This window comes from Streptomyces sp. NBC_01352 (assembly GCF_036237295.1).
In the GTDB taxonomy this organism is placed as follows: domain Bacteria; phylum Actinomycetota; class Actinomycetes; order Streptomycetales; family Streptomycetaceae; genus Streptomyces; species Streptomyces plumbiresistens.
Genome location: NZ_CP108354.1, coordinates 5,242,550 through 5,256,662, shown reverse-complemented (window position 1 = coordinate 5,256,662; position 14,113 = coordinate 5,242,550). Strand labels below are relative to the sequence as shown.

The following is a 14,113-nucleotide window of genomic DNA, read 5'->3' as shown; positions in this document are numbered from 1 at the left end:
AGGCGGGAGGAGCCGTGTTGCGGAGCGGGTCGGGTCCGCGCATAGTTGCGCTGCGGAAGACGCTGGAACCGGGGGTGGGATGGGCGATGGCCGGGCACGGGGCGGATGAGCATCCACATGGTGCCGACCGACTGTGCGAGGCCGGGGATCGCGTGTATTCCCGGGCCGTGCGGCGGGGCCGCGTGCCGCGCGAGGATGCCGAGCCGGTGCCCTGCCTGCTGGACCTGGCCCTGCTCCACCCGGACCCCGACGACATGACCTGGCTGGTGCCGACGGCACCCCAGGAGGTCATGACACGGCTGCTGCGCGGGCTGTACGACGAGGTCAGCACCAGTCAGCGGCGGGTGGGCTCGGCGGTCGCGGCCTTCGAGTGGTACGCGGGTCTGGGACCGCAGCGGCAGGCGGCCACCGCCGAGGGCGGCGCGATCCGCGTCCTCGACGGACTCTCCCGCATCCAGGCCGCGATGGACGAGGCGACGGAGGCGTGCACGACGGAGGTCCTGACCGTCCAGCCCGGCGGCATCCGCCCCGAGCACGAGCTGACGGAGGGCCTGCACCGGGCGTTGGCGCTGCGCGGCCGGGGCGTTCGCATGCGCGATCTGTACACGCACGTGGCCCGGCACGGGCAGGGCCTGCTCAACTACCTGGAACTGATGGGCGGCACGGTCCAGGCGCGGACGCTCGACGAGGTCATCGACCGCCTCATCCTCTTCGACCGCACGGTCGCCTTCATCCCGGCGAACCCGGACCGCACCCTGGCCCTGGAGCTACGGCATCCGGCCCTGGTGCAGTACCTGGTCACGGTCTTCGAACGCCTGTGGCGCCTCGCGATCCCGCTGACCGCCCCCCTCCCCGACACCGGCATCAAGGGCATCTCGCACCGCGAGCAGTCCATCGCGGCGCTGCTCGCGGAGGGCCACCAGGACGCGGTGATCGCGGAACGGCTCGGGATCAGCGTCCGGACCTGCCGGGCGCACATCGCCCGGCTGTCGGAGACCCTCGGCGCGGCCAGCCGTACGCAACTGGGCGTCCGCATCGCCCAGGTGGGCCTCGACGGTACGTCCCGTCCGGCGGACGTGGCAGCGGCGGCGGCGGGCTCGGGACCGCCGACGGCGTCGCTCACCCTTCCTGATCAAGGATCCCGGACCGTCCGATGAGGTAACCGAGCTGCGCCCGGCTCTCGCTGCCGAGAGTCGAGGCGAGTTTGGCGATGTGCTCGCGGGCGGTGCGGATGTTCAGGCCGAGGCGGTCGGCTATGACGGCGTCGGTGTGGCCTTCGACCAGGAGGGCGGCTATGGCCCGCTGGCGGGGGGTGATGCCGTTCAGGGTGACCTGCTGGACCGCTTGCGGGTACATGGGCGTGGCCAGGTGCCAGAGGCGGTCGAAGGTGGTGGCGAAGAAGTCGACGAGCGCCGGGTGGCGGACTTCCAGGGCGAGCCCGCGGTCCTTGCTGGCCGGGACGAAGGCGACCGCGTGGTCGATCACGACGAGGCGCTCGGTGACCTGGTCGAGGGTGCGTGCCTCGGCGTCGCCGTTCAGCTGCTCGTAGCGGGCGATCACGGCGGGGGAGTGGCGCTGCGTGTGCTGGTAGAGGGTGCGGATGCGGCCGCCGCGATCGAGCAGGGCCTGGTCGCGGCCCAGGCTCTGGGCCAGGCGGGCGGCGGGATTCCGGCCGTCGTAGGGCTGGATGGCGAGCAGTTCGCGGGAGGCGTCCGCCATGGCCTTGGTGATGGCCTCGTTGATCCGGTCGAGTCCGCCGAGGACGGTGATGCCCGGCAGGTCCGCGGTCGCCGTGTGCCGCCCGTCGATCCGCATGAGCGGCTCGAAGGTCTCGGCCAGCCGCTGCTCGCGCCGGCGTTCGTCGGCGATGCGGCCCGCCGTGGTGCGCAGCATCCGGTGCAGGGCGACGGCCGGAGGGACGGGCTCCAGCCGGTTCAGGTCCTCGACCGCGGGGTGCAGGAGCCCGAAGTCGACCAGACAGGGCGCCGCTTCCGCGTCGGCCGCGCTCACGTGCCCTTCGCGCAGGGCGGCCTCGTACAGCTCCCTCGCCGCCACGCACAGGTCTTCCACTCCGTGCTCCTGGTGCGGCGCGCCGGCTTCCTCCGTCGCGGTCGTGGGGGCGTGTGCCTCGCTCACGGATGGCCGTCTTCCTTCGGGCCCGCGTGGTCCTGGTCCAGGATCCCCGACTGCGCGATGAGGAAGCCGAGTTGTGCGCGGCTCCCGCTGCCCAGCGCCGCGGCGAGCTTGGCGATGTGGGCGCGGCAGGTGCGGACGTTCATGCCGAGGCGCCGTGCGATCGCCTCGTCCACGTGGCCGTCGATGAGGAGCTTGGCGATGGTCCGCTGGACGCCGGTGATGCCCTCGGGCGTCGATTCGTACCGGACCTCGTCCATGAGGGGGGTCGCTCGCTGCCAGAGCTGCTCGAAGACCTTGATGAGGTACTGCACGAGACCGGGGTGGCGCAGTTCCAGGGCGACCGTCCGGTCGTCCTGGGCGGGGATGAAGGCGACCGTGGAGTCGCAGATGATGAGCCGCTCGATGAGTTCCTCGAGCGTGCGGATCTCCACCTTGGCGCCGGCCATCTTGTCCATGTAGGCGTAGGTGCTCTGGCTGTGCCGGACCGTGTGCTGGTACAGGGTGCGCATGGAGATGCCGCGCTCGATCAGTGGCTTGCTGCGCTTCAGTGCCTGGCTGAGGATGTGCTCCGGCCGGCTGCCGCCGGGCTGGACCGTCAGGACTTCGGTGCGGGCCTCGGCGATCGCCACGTCGAGCGCCGAGTGGATGCGGTCGATGCCTTCCAGCACGGTGATGGCGTGCGTGGTGGCGGGTTTCTGGGCACTGATCTCCAGGAACGGCTGGAAGGTGCCCGCGAGGTCGAGGGTGAGCCGGCGGCGGTCCTGGATCTCGCGTTCCAGGGGCTGGAGTTGCTGAGCCAGCACGACGGACGGCGGAACCGGCCGGAGCCACTGGGCGTCGTCCGGGTCGGGGTGGAGCAGCGCGAACTCGAGCAGACATGGGGCAGGCTCGACCTCACGGCGAGAGACGCGTCCGGCGCCGAGAGCGGTGGCATAAATACGCGCACCTTCCGCACATAGGTCGGCTATGCCATGTGGATGTATCCCTTTTGTACTCTTCGATGGCAAATCTCCACCCCCCAGGGTCCTGAACGTGCAGGAACATGATGCATCTCTTGTGTGGCATTGACGTGCCTGAATGAGCCATCGTCTTGTTTCACGGGGGAGAGGAAGCCATCAAGTGAGGACGAAGCCGACTATGAAAAAGAGAATGCTTCGCTCGGTGCTTGCCACTGCCTTCGTTGTTGCGCTGGCCAGCGGTATGGCCGGTCCTCTCGACGTCGGCTGGGCGAGTCCCACTGGAGAGGCGAGCAAGGCCGCGGTGAAGGACGTCGGCTGGGCGACCGTCGCCGGTGCCAGCGAGGACGTCGGCTGGGGGACCCCCCTCGGTACCAACGGCGACGTCGGCTGGTCCACCCCGGCGGGCGCGGACGCATGACCACTCCACCCGACGACCGCTCCTTCCGCCGCGAAATGGCCACGGCCTACCGCTCGGGCTGGCACTTCATCGACCTCGTCACCGCGATCCCCCACGCCGGTGACTCGCTGATGGTGACCGTCTTCGGTGAGCCGGTCGTCGTGACGCGCGACGAGGACGAGGACGTACGGGCCTACCGGTGCCTGAGGAAGCCCCGGGGCGCGCCGCAGCCTGTGCGGTGTGCCATTCGGTACGGAATGATCTTTGTGAACCTGGACCAGCGGGACCATCGACTGGTGGAGTCGGACACTCCGCCCGTAAGGACCATCTCAGCCACCCCCCGCAGTGCCTGACGCGATTCCCCCGTCGTAACAGATCGCTCAGGTGCTTCCCCCCGCAGCGGCGTCACCGTGACCTGAACACGGTGACGCCGCTGCAGTTTTGCGGGACATTTCCGGGTATCGGGCGAATCGAGGTGTGGCCGAAAGCAGTCGATCTTGCGTACGGGGCGATCTTCGGCGGCCCTCAAAGACCGACCGCTCGTCCTCTTTCGCTCGCCCGGTCCCCAGGGTTCCTGGGCTCGGCCCTTCACCCCCGCCCCATCGCCCGCGTCAGCGCTATCTCGATGACCACCCGCGTCGGGTTCGGACGCGGTGCGTGCCCGTAGCGCTCCTCGTAGCGGCGCTCCGCCTCCGCGACCTGTGCCGCCTCCGTGCGCACGAACGCCCGCCCCTCCAGCGTGGCCCAGCGGCGGCCGTCGACCTGGCAGACCGCGACCGGAGTGCCCGCCGGTCCCGCCGCCAGGATGTTGCGGACCTTGGTGCTCTTCTTGTCCGCGATCACCCGAGCCAGACGGCCCTCGGGGTCGTATGTCACTCCGACCGGTACTACGTGCGGGCTGCCGTCCGGGCGTGGTGTCGTCAGGGTGCACAGATGCCGTTCGCGCCAGAAGCTGAGGTACGGCGCGTCCGGGGCACCCGGGTCCTGAGGGTATGCGGCCATGGTCCGGAAGTTAGCCGGTCCAGGACCCCCACCGGACACCTTGAGTGGAATAGACTCAACTTTGTGTACGTTGATTGAGTCACTGTGAGACGGGACGGCTGACGCAAGGACGCCGAGGAGGAGACAGCGAACGTGGACGCCGAGCTGACCAACCGGAGCCGGGACGCCATCAACGCGGCCGGCAACCGGGCCGTGACCGAGGGGCACCCGGACCTCACCCCGGCCCATCTGCTGCTGGCGCTGCTGCAGGGGCAGGAGAACGAGAACATCGTCGATCTGCTGGCCGCCGTCGACGCCGACCAGGCCGCCGTGCGGGTCGGCGCGGAGAAGGTGCTGGCCTCGCTGCCCAGCGTGACCGGGTCCACCGTCGCGCCCCCGCAGCCCAACCGCGAACTGCTCGCCGTGATCGCGGACGCCCAGGAGCGGGCCAAGGACCTCGGGGACGAGTACCTCTCCACCGAGCACCTGCTGATCGGGATCGCCGCGAAGGGCGGCCCGGCCGGGGACGTACTCTCCGGGCAGGGGGCCACGGCGAAGAAGCTGTCGGAGGCCTTCCAGAAGGCAAGGGGAGGACGCCGCGTGACCACCGCCGATCCCGAGGGCCAGTACAAGGCCCTGGAGAAGTTCGGGACCGACTTCACCGCCGCCGCGCGGGAGGGCAAGCTCGATCCCGTCATCGGGCGGGACCAGGAGATCCGCCGCGTGGTGCAGGTGCTGTCCCGCCGGACCAAGAACAACCCCGTGCTCATCGGTGAGCCCGGCGTCGGCAAGACCGCCGTGGTCGAAGGGCTCGCCCAGCGGATCATCAAGGGCGACGTGCCCGAGTCCCTCAAGAACAAGCGGCTCGTCGCGCTCGACATCAGCGCCATGGTCGCCGGGGCGAAGTACCGCGGTGAGTTCGAGGAGCGGCTGAAGACCGTCCTCGCGGAGATCAAGGACTCCGACGGGCAGGTCATCACCTTCATCGACGAGCTGCACACCGTCGTGGGCGCCGGAGCCGGCGGGGACTCCTCCATGGACGCCGGCAACATGCTCAAGCCCATGCTCGCCCGCGGTGAGCTGCGCATGGTCGGTGCCACGACGCTCGACGAGTACCGCGAGCGGATCGAGAAGGACCCCGCCCTGGAGCGCCGCTTCCAGCAGGTGCTGGTCGCCGAGCCGAGCGTCGAGGACACCATCGCCATCCTGCGCGGGCTCAAGGGCCGCTACGAGGCCCACCACAAGGTCGTGATCGCGGACAGCGCGCTGGTCGCGGCCGCGACGCTCTCCGACCGGTACATCACCTCCCGCTTCCTCCCCGACAAGGCCATCGACCTGGTCGACGAGGCGGCCTCCCGCCTCCGCATGGAGATCGACTCCTCGCCCCTGGAGATCGACGAACTCCAGCGCGGTGTCGACCGGCTGAAGATGGAGGAGCTCGCGCTGGTCAAGGAGACCGACCCGGCCTCGCGCGAGCGGCTGGAGCGGCTGCGGCGCGATCTCGCCGACAAGGAGGAGGAACTGCGGGGCCTGACCGCCCGCTGGGAGAAGGAGAAGCAGTCCCTCAACCGCGTCGGCGAGCTGAAGGAGAAGCTCGACGAACTGCGCGGCCAGGCCGAACGGGCCCAGCGCGACGGCGACTTCGACACCGCCTCCAAGCTGCTGTACGGCGAGATCCCCACCCTGGAACGGGACCTGGAGGCCGCCTCGCAGGCCGAGGAGGAGGCCTCCAAGGACACCATGGTCAAGGAGGAGGTAGGCGCCGACGACATCGCCGACACCGTCGCCGCCTGGACCGGCATCCCCGCCGGGCGCCTCATGGAGGGCGAGACGCAGAAACTCCTGCGCATGGAGGAGGAGTTGGGCCGTCGCCTCATCGGGCAGACGGAGGCCGTGCAGGCCGTGTCGGACGCCGTACGGCGCACCCGCGCCGGCATCGCGGACCCCGACCGCCCGACCGGCTCCTTCCTCTTCCTCGGCCCCACCGGCGTCGGCAAGACCGAACTGGCCAAGGCCCTCGCCGACTTCCTGTTCGACGACGAGCGGGCGATGGTCCGCATCGACATGAGCGAGTACGGCGAGAAGCACACTGTTTCGCGTCTCGTCGGCGCGCCCCCCGGCTACATCGGTTACGAGGAGGGCGGCCAGCTCACCGAGGCGGTGCGGCGGCGGCCGTACAGCGTCGTCCTGCTCGACGAGGTCGAGAAGGCGCACCCGGAGGTCTTCGACATCCTCCTCCAGGTGCTGGACGACGGCCGCCTGACGGACGGCCAGGGCCGAACGGTGGACTTCCGCAACACGATCCTGGTCCTCACCTCGAACCTGGGCAGTCAGTTCCTGGTCGATCCGATCACGAGCGAGGCGGAGAAGAAGGAGCAGGTGCTGGAGGTGGTCCGGTCCTCCTTCAAGCCCGAGTTCCTCAACCGGCTCGACGACCTGGTCGTCTTCTCGGCCCTGACGAAGGACGAGCTGAGCCGGATCGCCCGCCTCCAGATCGACCGCCTCGCGGTGCGCCTCGCCGAGCGCCGGCTCACCCTGGAGGTCAGCGACGACGCCCTGGCCTGGCTCGCGACCGAGGGCATGGACCCGGCCTACGGCGCCCGCCCGCTGCGCCGCCTCGTCCAGACCGCCATCGGCGACCGGCTCGCCAAGGAGATCCTCTCCGGCGAGATCAAGGACGGCGACACGGTCCGGGTGGACGTCTTCGGGGACGGCCTGATCGTCGGGCCGTCGACTGGCAAGACGCTCTGAACGGACGGACGACACGGGCGGGGATGCCGGTCTTTCCGGCCCCCGCCCGGGCTACGGCTACGGCTACGGCTACGGCCACGGCCACGGGCTCGGTCATAGGGTGAACGCCACGAACCGCACCCGGGACCAGTTGGGCCCGTCGTGAGTGATGTCCACCTGTACGGCGCCGTTGCCGCCGGACTCCCCGTGGCCCAGGTTCAGGCAGAGGTCGGCCGTGGCCTCGCCGCACTGCGAGGTCCGCGGCTCGGGCCCGTCCCGGTACGTGGCCGCCAGCCAGTCCCGCACCTCGTCGCGGGGCATACGGAAGCGGGCGTCGTAGCGGGTGTCAATGCCGGACTGCACCTCGCAGGCGGTGTCGTCCGCGCCGGAGGGCAGCTCCGCCCCGCCGAAGGCCAGCGCCTCGGCGCAGGGTGCCTTCTCGACCCCGGTCCGTGCGGTGTCGTCCGTGAACAGCCACAGGAGGAGCAGCACGAGCGCTACGGCCACGAGGAGGGCCGGTAACGCCAGAATGGCCGCGAACACGCCCCAGCGGGTCCTGCCGGGCGTCCTCGGCTCCGTCACGGGTTCGTCGCCGCTCCGCGTCATGAGTTCCCCTCCGTCGGGTACCTGTCGGTACCTGCTTCCGGCCTCTGCTTCCTGCTGACCGGATCATGTCAGCCGGGGGCTCACAGACTCGCCTGGGCTTGCCACCCCCCTCCCCGCATGGGGGAGGATGGCAGGATCCGTACGAAGGGAAAATCACGGTGACCATCGACCCGTCCTCGATTCCGAACTTCGGGGGCCAGCCCGAGCCGCAGCCGTCAGGTCCGGCGGGCCCCGTCGTCCCGGATCAGGACCTCGTGAAGCAGCTCCTCGACCAGATGGAGCTGAAGTATGTCGTCGACGACGAGGGTGACCTCGCGGCGCCGTGGGAGCAGTTCCGCACGTACTTCATGTTCCGTGGTGAGGGAGACCAGCAGGTCTTCTCGGTGCGGACGTTCTACGACCGCCCCCACAAGATCGACGAGAAGCCTCTGCTGCTGGAGTCCATCGACGACTGGAACCGGCGCACCCTGTGGCCCAAGGTCTACACGCACACGCATGACGACGGCACCGTCCGTCTGATCGGCGAGGCGCAGATGCTGATCGGCACCGGCGTCAGCCTGGAGCACTTCGTCTCGTCCACGGTCAGCTGGGTGCGGGCCGCCATCGAGTTCGACAAGTGGCTCGTCGAGCAGCTGGGCCTCGAGCAGGAGGTCAACGACGCGGAGAAGCCCGAAGAGGACGAGTAGGTCCCCCGGGCCCGTAACTAACGGCCTGTACCGCCCGTAGCGGCGAAAGAGAGCCCGGCCAGGGCGCCGACCACCACGGTCGCGTGCCAGGGCCGGGCTCTCGCAGTTCGCAGTTCGCAGTTCGCGGGGAGCAGCGGGCCGCGCGCCCTACGCGAGCGTCTTCAGACGCCGTACCGCCTCCTCCAGCACCCCCGTCTTCTTGCAGAACGCGAACCGTACGAAGGGCGCGCCCGCCTCCCGGTGGTCGTAGAAGACGGCGTTCGGGATGGCGACGACGCCCGCTCGCTCGGGCAGGGCGCGGCAGAAGGCGAAGCCGTCCTTCTCGCCGAGGGGGCGGATGTCGGTGGTGATGAAATAGGTGCCCGCGGGCCGGAACACCTGGAAGCCCGCCTCCGTAAGGCCCGTGGCCAGCAGGTCCCGCTTGGCGAGCATGTCGTCGCGGAACGCGGTGAAGTAGCTGTCGGGGAGGGCGAGGGCCTCGGCGACGGCGTACTGGAAGGGCCCCGAGGCGACGTACGTCAGGTACTGCTTCGCCGAGCGGACGGCCGCCACCAGCCCCGGAGCCGCCGTCACCCACCCCACCTTCCAGCCGGTGAACGAGAACGTCTTGCCGGCCGAGCCGATCGACACCGTCCGCTCGCGCATCCCCGGGAGGGTCGCCAGCGGCACGTGCTCGGCCTCGTCGAAGACCAGGTGCTCGTACACCTCGTCCGTCACCACGAGCAGGTCCCGCTCCACCGCCAGCTCGGCGATCGCGGTGAGCTCCTCGCGGGTGAGGACGGTGCCGGTCGGGTTGTGCGGGGTGTTGATCAGCAGCAGCCGGGTGCGGTCGGTGACGGCGGCGCGCAGCTCGTCGAGGTCGAGGCGGAAACTTCCCTCGTACGGGTGCAGGGTGACCGGCACGCGCGTGCCGCCCGCCATCGCGATGCAGGCCGCGTAGGAGTCGTAGTACGGCTCGAGGGCGACGACCTCGTCACCGGGCTCGACCAGCGCGAGCAGCGCGGCGGCGATGGCCTCGGTGGCGCCGGCCGTGACCAGGACCTCGGTGTCGGGGTCGTACGACAGGCCGTACCGGCGTTCCTGGTGCGCGGAGATCGCCGTCCGCAGCTCGGGGACGCCCGGGCCCGGCGGGTACTGGTTGCCGCGGCCGTCGCGCAGCGCCCGCACGGCCGCCTCCCTGATCTCCTCGGGCCCGTCCGTGTCGGGGAAGCCCTGGCCCAGGTTGATCGACCCGGTCTGCAGGGCCAGGGCGGACATCTCGGCGAAGATCGTCGTCCCGAACTCGGCGAGCCGACGGTTGAGGAGGGGGCGTGCGCTGGAGGTCATGCCGGTCATCCTCCGCCCAAGCTCTGGAGTTCCTCAACTCACCTTCGGGGGTGAGCACCCGCGCCGGAATCCACGGCGCCGTCTCTGAGCAGGGGGGAGCGCTGTCGTCGATTGTCGTCATCTGTCGTCGTTGGCCGCCCTCGGACGGCCCCCAGACGGCCCAGCCCGTCAGGGAGTGGGCGGGGCTGCCCGAGAGCTTGTGGTTTGGCGTGTGGCGCATCTGCGCCCCACTGCCGTCGCCGTCCGTGGCGCACATGGCTCAGGCCGCTTGGGACCTAGATGACGCAGCAGGGCATGGCCGCGCGCATGGCAGATCAGGTGGAACAAGTCCACGGACGATCAGCTGAGCACCGCTGTAAGGAGTTCCCACCGTCGACTGACGGACCAGGATCTCAACGCCTCAACGTCGATCGCGTGGTGCGCGGGTGACTCCCGTCGTACGGCGAAGTGCACCCGAGTCTCAGCCTGGTTTAGGGGGCCGACCAGGACCAGACTCACCATGCATCAAGCGCTCACAGCCGTCCGCATCAGCGTGTACACACTGGCAGAATGTCCACCGCAACTTTGCCGTTTCTTGATCTCGCCAATTCTTGGAATTCTGAAAGTCAATGCCTGTCCCGGTGCGGAGCGAGATTGTATCTGATGGCATGATAATGGTATTGCCGCAACCGACTAGCGCCACTCCGGAGGGGCCCTTTCCGAGAAACAGTAAGTAGGGGTCCTTGAGTTCGGGGGGGAGTTTTTCGCCGTTGTTCAGTAGGGTGATCTGGGCAGGCTCAGCGGTAATATCGAGAATGGGGAAGTTGAGCAGCTTGACCGGCGCGACTGGACGCCCATTTGCGACGTGCGTCAGTCGGAATTCGACTGCGTGATACTCGGCTCGCATGATAAAGCAGAGGGCGACCACTCCGGCGACGATGCTAGGCACGATAACTAGTGGCCCAATACGCTTACGAAGCGTGAAGAATGCAAAGCAGAAGAGGATCAAGAGGAACGGAATTACAATACCCTGCACCCAATAGTGATCCGCGACGTAAGCGTAGACGTACAATCCGGCAAAGGCTGCGTAGAAGATGAAGAGCGACAATTTGTGACTCAGTAGAAAGAACCCGATAAAAAACCCTTTAAAGAGAGGGATGGAGTAGGTGATGGCAATCACGGCAGACACTACAACGGAGACGGTGAGTGCAATTCCGGCCGTTCGAGCCAATACGCCTACACGATCAAGCCCCACTTCTTCGGGGCGTACACTCAATTCCTCATAGAAGTGAACATATCCGGCATTCAGCAGGACGAAAAATAGACCCACTAGTCCAGCGCCGAACGCTAGGAGCAACTGCCAATCGGTGGGCTCTCTGGCCGGTGGATCTCGGGGCTGCTGCTGCATAACTACTTGATAGCCCGCTATCTCAGGACCCGCATTTGCTGGCGGCTTAAATGGCGCCAAACGGGTTAAGCGTTGCGCTGGTTGGAGGTTCCGTGGGGCTGTGTTCCGCCGGGCAGGGTGCCGTGGAGCCGGGTTCCATGCCGAGCCCACGGCTCCGGCGCATGTCAGGGTCGGACGGACTCAAATACCGCTATCACGGCCGCAGGACCACCGTTATACGTGAGGTGCGGTTCACCCGAGTCCGGAGGTGCGAAGCGAGTGCGATACCGCCGAAGGCCGCTCTCCGAGAAGTGGCATAGGCGCACGAACCCACGAGCGGTGAGAGCACTGCTGAGCGTCGCGTTACCCGATCCGGGAACGCGGCCATCAGGAGGCCGGGGCAGCTCGACTACGGGCTCACTGGATGGGTGCTGTAGGAGTTGCACCTCGTCCGCCGTCGGGACGCGGGCAGACAGTGCCCTCTCTCATGGGGTCGATCTCGTATCCGGCGTCGTAGAGGACCCGGTACCCGCAGCTGGGCCGTGCGGCGGGGTCGACAATGCGCGTCCCCTCGACGTGCTCCGGCTCGTAGTAGCTGGTCAGGCGTGTGAGTCGGTTGCACGCCTTCCTTTACGAGCCAGGCGCGTGCGTACACCTCGTAGCCGACGGGGACACCCCGCCCCTCCGCTATGAGGTTGTCCGCCTCGACACAGCTCAGCTCCGCGCGATCGGTGCGGCGGTCTGCGTCTGCTCGTTGTTGGACTGGCGGAGGACGTCATCGACGCCGACGGGCGCACGCTCCATGTGGTTCGGCAGATCAAGCAGGTGGAAGGGCATCCGGTGTTCGCCCCTACCCAAGGGCGGCCCATGGAAATCACGTTGCCGTGGGACGTGCCGGAGGGCCCGAAGGTGTCCGCCCGGCTGATCTTCACGGCGGAGCAAGGGGGCATGGTGTGGCGGAGCAACTTCAACGGCAAGGAGTGGAAGCCCGCTCTCGCGGCCGCGGGGTTCATCTCGCCGGAAGCGGATGAGAACGGGAAGCACGAGTCGGCGCGCGAGCACGGGATGCACGCCCTCCGGCACTTCTATGCCTCCGCTTTGCTGGACGCGGGAGAGAACATCAAGGCCGTCAGCGAGTACATGGGACACGCCGACCCCGGGTTGACGCTGCGGGTGTACGCCCACCTGATGCCCGACAGTCGGCAGCGTGCCCGCCGCGCCATCGACATGGTGTTTCAGCCCGTCCCCCAGGAAGATCACGGCCCACAGACGGCCCAGTGAGGCACGGACGGCCCCTGACCTGCCCTTCTGTGCAGGTCAGGGGCCGTTGGCCAGAGAGAACCCTCTGAGGTTCCTCAACTCTGCTTTGGGCGGGGAGACAGAGGGGCATCTCCACGGCACGCACCAAGCGAGGCGCCCACGGGGGGCCGCTTCGGGGGAATCGGAAGGAGGGTGACGCCATGGTCATCGGCATCATCCTGGCGATCGTCTGCTTCGTCCTTGTCGGGACGCTCATCGCCATCGGCGCGGGCCGCCGGCGCCGTACCGTACGACCGGCGGGCCGCGGTGGTGGCCACGGCCGGCGGTCGTCGGGCGGCAGCCACAACAGCAGCGCCGGTGACAGCAGCTGGTGGGTCGCGAGCGGCATGGCCGGCATCGGCGACAGCGGCTCGGGGTCGTCCGACGGCGGTTCGTCGCGCGACGGCGGTTCGTCCGGCGGCCACTCCTGCGGCAGTGGCAGCTCGTCGTCCTGCGGGGGCGGCTCCTCGTCCTGCGGTGGCGGCGGGGGCGGATGCGGAGGAGGAGGCAGCTGACACGGGGCAGCTGAGCTCCGAGGAGGAACCGCATCCGCACGGGGGGCACGGGGGAAGCGGGGGAGACGGGGGCGCGGTGACCGACCGGGTCGGTCACCGCGCCCCCGTCCCGTGTGCCGCGCCCGGTGTGCATAACAGAGCTCCGGCGCACGCTCCGGCCGCCCCGGCGCACGCCGTGGTTGAACAGTTGAGCTGTGGAGCCCTCTGAGGGATGGAAACCCCACGAAGTTGGGTAAAAACCCTGTGGCGGCGCCACAGTTCATGATTCCCTCTAAATCACCAACGCGGCCCCCGGGCGCTGTCGGCAGGACATCCCGCGGACACCGACCCAACACTCCGACTGGGCCGACCGGGCCGAATTCCCGGGTGCCGACCGGGGTGCGCCGGACCCACACCTCCCTTTCTTTGCGTGCTAGCGGAGCCGACCCATGCTCACGACCCTGAAGACCTCCTACACCGACACGCGCGCGGCCGACCTCGCCTGGGCCCTGGGGCGCGAACCGCTCCCCGCCCTGGCCACGCTCGACCTCGAACTGGCGGGCGCACAGCTTCAGTTGAGACTCCTCGGCGCATCCCACCAGGTGCTCCTGGAGGAGGAACGGGGCAGTTGTTCGGAGACGGTCGCGTGCATCCCGGGCAGCAGCACACCGCTGCCGCTGGGCGTGGCCAAGCGGGTGGGCGACTGGGAGTACGAGTTCGCGGCCCGGGTCGAGGTCCTCTCGCCCGGCTCCTTCGCGGGCCGCGCCCAGGAGTTGCTGGCCCTGGTCGCCGACCATCCGCACGGCCTCGCGGGCGTCTTTCCCGGCAGCCCGCACGCCTTCACGGCCCTGCTGGCCCAGCGCCACGAGGGACACGTGCACTGGCGGACCTGGCATGCCTACCCGCAGGACGGACACCTGGTGGCCACGCGGACGCGGGTGGGGGTGCGGGTGGCGCCGGCGGCTCAACTCGGCCCACGCCAGGCCCGACTCAGTCCGTCAGGCGTCTGAGGATCCCGACTCAGTCCGTCGGCGACTGAGGGCCCCGACTCGGCCCGTCCGGCGTCTGAGGATCCAGAAATCCGGGTGGTTCCGATCCCGATCGGGGCTGCCCGGATCCAAACCCGGGCGGCT

General features: G+C 68.9%; 15 protein-coding genes and 1 pseudogene. 8 read left to right on the top strand and 8 right to left on the bottom strand.

Annotated elements, in window-relative coordinates:
* Positions 1-86: 86 nt before the first annotated feature.
* Positions 87-1,157: a helix-turn-helix transcriptional regulator gene (locus tag OG252_RS24380; protein ID WP_266436255.1), complete on the top strand. Its 1,071-nt coding sequence runs from the start codon at positions 87-89 to the stop codon at positions 1,155-1,157.
* On the opposite strand, the gene OG252_RS24375 is transcribed toward OG252_RS24380, so the two are convergent.
* Together OG252_RS24375 and OG252_RS24370 are read right to left on the bottom strand one after the other, a co-directional pair.
* Entirely contained in the window at positions 1,120-2,136 is a 1,017-nt protein-coding gene (locus tag OG252_RS24375) for a helix-turn-helix transcriptional regulator (RefSeq protein WP_329338667.1), read from the bottom strand. The genes OG252_RS24380 and OG252_RS24375 overlap by 38 nt on opposite strands.
* On the bottom strand, positions 2,133-3,143 hold the full coding sequence (locus tag OG252_RS24370) for a helix-turn-helix transcriptional regulator (RefSeq protein WP_266436251.1): 1,011 nt from the start codon (positions 3,141-3,143) through the stop codon (positions 2,133-2,135). The genes OG252_RS24375 and OG252_RS24370 overlap by 4 nt, the downstream gene beginning before the upstream one ends.
* Positions 3,144-3,297: 154 nt before the next feature.
* On the opposite strand from OG252_RS24370, the gene OG252_RS24365 reads away from it, so the two are divergent.
* Both OG252_RS24365 and OG252_RS24360 read left to right on the top strand, forming a co-directional pair.
* The gene (locus OG252_RS24365; RefSeq protein WP_266436249.1) at positions 3,298-3,513 is read left to right on the top strand and encodes a hypothetical protein; all 216 of its coding nucleotides are present in this window, start codon (positions 3,298-3,300) and stop codon (positions 3,511-3,513) included.
* Positions 3,510-3,845, top strand: coding sequence for a hypothetical protein (locus OG252_RS24360; protein WP_266436247.1), 336 nt, complete (start codon positions 3,510-3,512; stop codon positions 3,843-3,845). The genes OG252_RS24365 and OG252_RS24360 overlap by 4 nt, the downstream gene beginning before the upstream one ends.
* A gap of 235 nt (positions 3,846-4,080) precedes the next feature.
* Here the strand turns inward: OG252_RS24360 and OG252_RS24355 are convergent, their stop codons facing one another.
* Entirely contained in the window at positions 4,081-4,494 is a 414-nt protein-coding gene (locus tag OG252_RS24355) for a pyridoxamine 5'-phosphate oxidase family protein (RefSeq protein WP_329338664.1), read from the bottom strand.
* A 132-nt stretch (positions 4,495-4,626) separates the two neighbouring features.
* On the opposite strand from OG252_RS24355, the gene clpB reads away from it, so the two are divergent.
* Positions 4,627-7,224: an ATP-dependent chaperone ClpB gene (gene clpB, locus OG252_RS24350; RefSeq protein ID WP_266436243.1), complete on the top strand. Its 2,598-nt coding sequence runs from the start codon at positions 4,627-4,629 to the stop codon at positions 7,222-7,224.
* A gap of 93 nt (positions 7,225-7,317) precedes the next feature.
* Here the strand turns inward: clpB and OG252_RS24345 are convergent, their stop codons facing one another.
* Positions 7,318-7,809 (bottom strand): hypothetical protein, encoded by a 492-nt coding sequence (locus OG252_RS24345; protein ID WP_329338663.1) that lies wholly within the window; start codon positions 7,807-7,809, stop codon positions 7,318-7,320.
* A 158-nt stretch (positions 7,810-7,967) separates the two neighbouring features.
* Here OG252_RS24345 and OG252_RS24340 point away from each other — a divergent pair, with 158 nt between their 5' ends.
* The gene (locus tag OG252_RS24340; RefSeq protein ID WP_266436239.1) at positions 7,968-8,495 is read left to right on the top strand and encodes a YbjN domain-containing protein; all 528 of its coding nucleotides are present in this window, start codon (positions 7,968-7,970) and stop codon (positions 8,493-8,495) included.
* Positions 8,496-8,642: 147 nt separating this feature from the next.
* On the opposite strand, the gene OG252_RS24335 is transcribed toward OG252_RS24340, so the two are convergent.
* The 4 genes and pseudogenes from OG252_RS24335 to OG252_RS24320 form a co-directional block, all read right to left on the bottom strand.
* Complete coding sequence (locus tag OG252_RS24335) at positions 8,643-9,830, bottom strand: pyridoxal phosphate-dependent aminotransferase (protein WP_329338661.1); 1,188 nt, start codon at positions 9,828-9,830, stop codon at positions 8,643-8,645.
* Positions 9,831-10,281: 451 nt separating this feature from the next.
* On the bottom strand, positions 10,282-11,208 hold the full coding sequence (locus tag OG252_RS24330) for a hypothetical protein (protein ID WP_266436235.1): 927 nt from the start codon (positions 11,206-11,208) through the stop codon (positions 10,282-10,284).
* Between the two features lie 374 nt (positions 11,209-11,582).
* Positions 11,583-11,926 (bottom strand): annotated as a pseudogene (locus OG252_RS24325) (UTRA domain-containing protein); the annotation flags it as partial.
* Positions 11,902-12,024, bottom strand: a complete 123-nt coding sequence (locus tag OG252_RS24320) for a hypothetical protein (RefSeq protein WP_323186002.1) — start codon at positions 12,022-12,024, stop codon at positions 11,902-11,904. The gene OG252_RS24320 and the pseudogene OG252_RS24325, both read right to left, overlap by 25 nt.
* 30 nt (positions 12,025-12,054) lie before the next feature.
* On the opposite strand from OG252_RS24320, the gene OG252_RS24315 reads away from it, so the two are divergent.
* From OG252_RS24315 to OG252_RS24305, 3 genes are all read left to right on the top strand, one after another.
* Complete coding sequence (locus OG252_RS24315; RefSeq protein ID WP_323186001.1) at positions 12,055-12,468, top strand: tyrosine-type recombinase/integrase; 414 nt, start codon at positions 12,055-12,057, stop codon at positions 12,466-12,468.
* Between the two features lie 179 nt (positions 12,469-12,647).
* Complete coding sequence (locus tag OG252_RS24310) at positions 12,648-13,001, top strand: hypothetical protein (protein ID WP_266436233.1); 354 nt, start codon at positions 12,648-12,650, stop codon at positions 12,999-13,001.
* A gap of 428 nt (positions 13,002-13,429) precedes the next feature.
* Positions 13,430-13,990: a DUF2617 family protein gene (locus OG252_RS24305; RefSeq protein WP_329338657.1), complete on the top strand. Its 561-nt coding sequence runs from the start codon at positions 13,430-13,432 to the stop codon at positions 13,988-13,990.
* The last annotated feature ends 123 nt before the right edge of the window (positions 13,991-14,113 follow it).

Coding starts and splice junctions, on each gene's coding strand:
- OG252_RS24380 (WP_266436255.1), top strand. CDS start 87: ATGGCCGGGCACGGGGCGGATGAGCATCCACATGGTGCCGACCGACTG.
- OG252_RS24360 (WP_266436247.1), top strand. CDS start 3,510: ATGACCACTCCACCCGACGACCGCTCCTTCCGCCGCGAAATGGCCACG.
- OG252_RS24355 (WP_329338664.1), bottom strand. CDS start 4,494: ATGGCCGCATACCCTCAGGACCCGGGTGCCCCGGACGCGCCGTACCTC.
- OG252_RS24345 (WP_329338663.1), bottom strand. CDS start 7,809: ATGACGCGGAGCGGCGACGAACCCGTGACGGAGCCGAGGACGCCCGGC.
- OG252_RS24335 (WP_329338661.1), bottom strand. CDS start 9,830: ATGACCGGCATGACCTCCAGCGCACGCCCCCTCCTCAACCGTCGGCTC.
- OG252_RS24330 (WP_266436235.1), bottom strand. CDS start 11,208: ATGCAGCAGCAGCCCCGAGATCCACCGGCCAGAGAGCCCACCGATTGG.
- OG252_RS24320 (WP_323186002.1), bottom strand. CDS start 12,024: ATGCCCTTCCACCTGCTTGATCTGCCGAACCACATGGAGCGTGCGCCC.
- OG252_RS24315 (WP_323186001.1), top strand. CDS start 12,055: ATGGAAATCACGTTGCCGTGGGACGTGCCGGAGGGCCCGAAGGTGTCC.
- OG252_RS24310 (WP_266436233.1), top strand. CDS start 12,648: ATGGTCATCGGCATCATCCTGGCGATCGTCTGCTTCGTCCTTGTCGGG.
- OG252_RS24305 (WP_329338657.1), top strand. CDS start 13,430: ATGCTCACGACCCTGAAGACCTCCTACACCGACACGCGCGCGGCCGAC.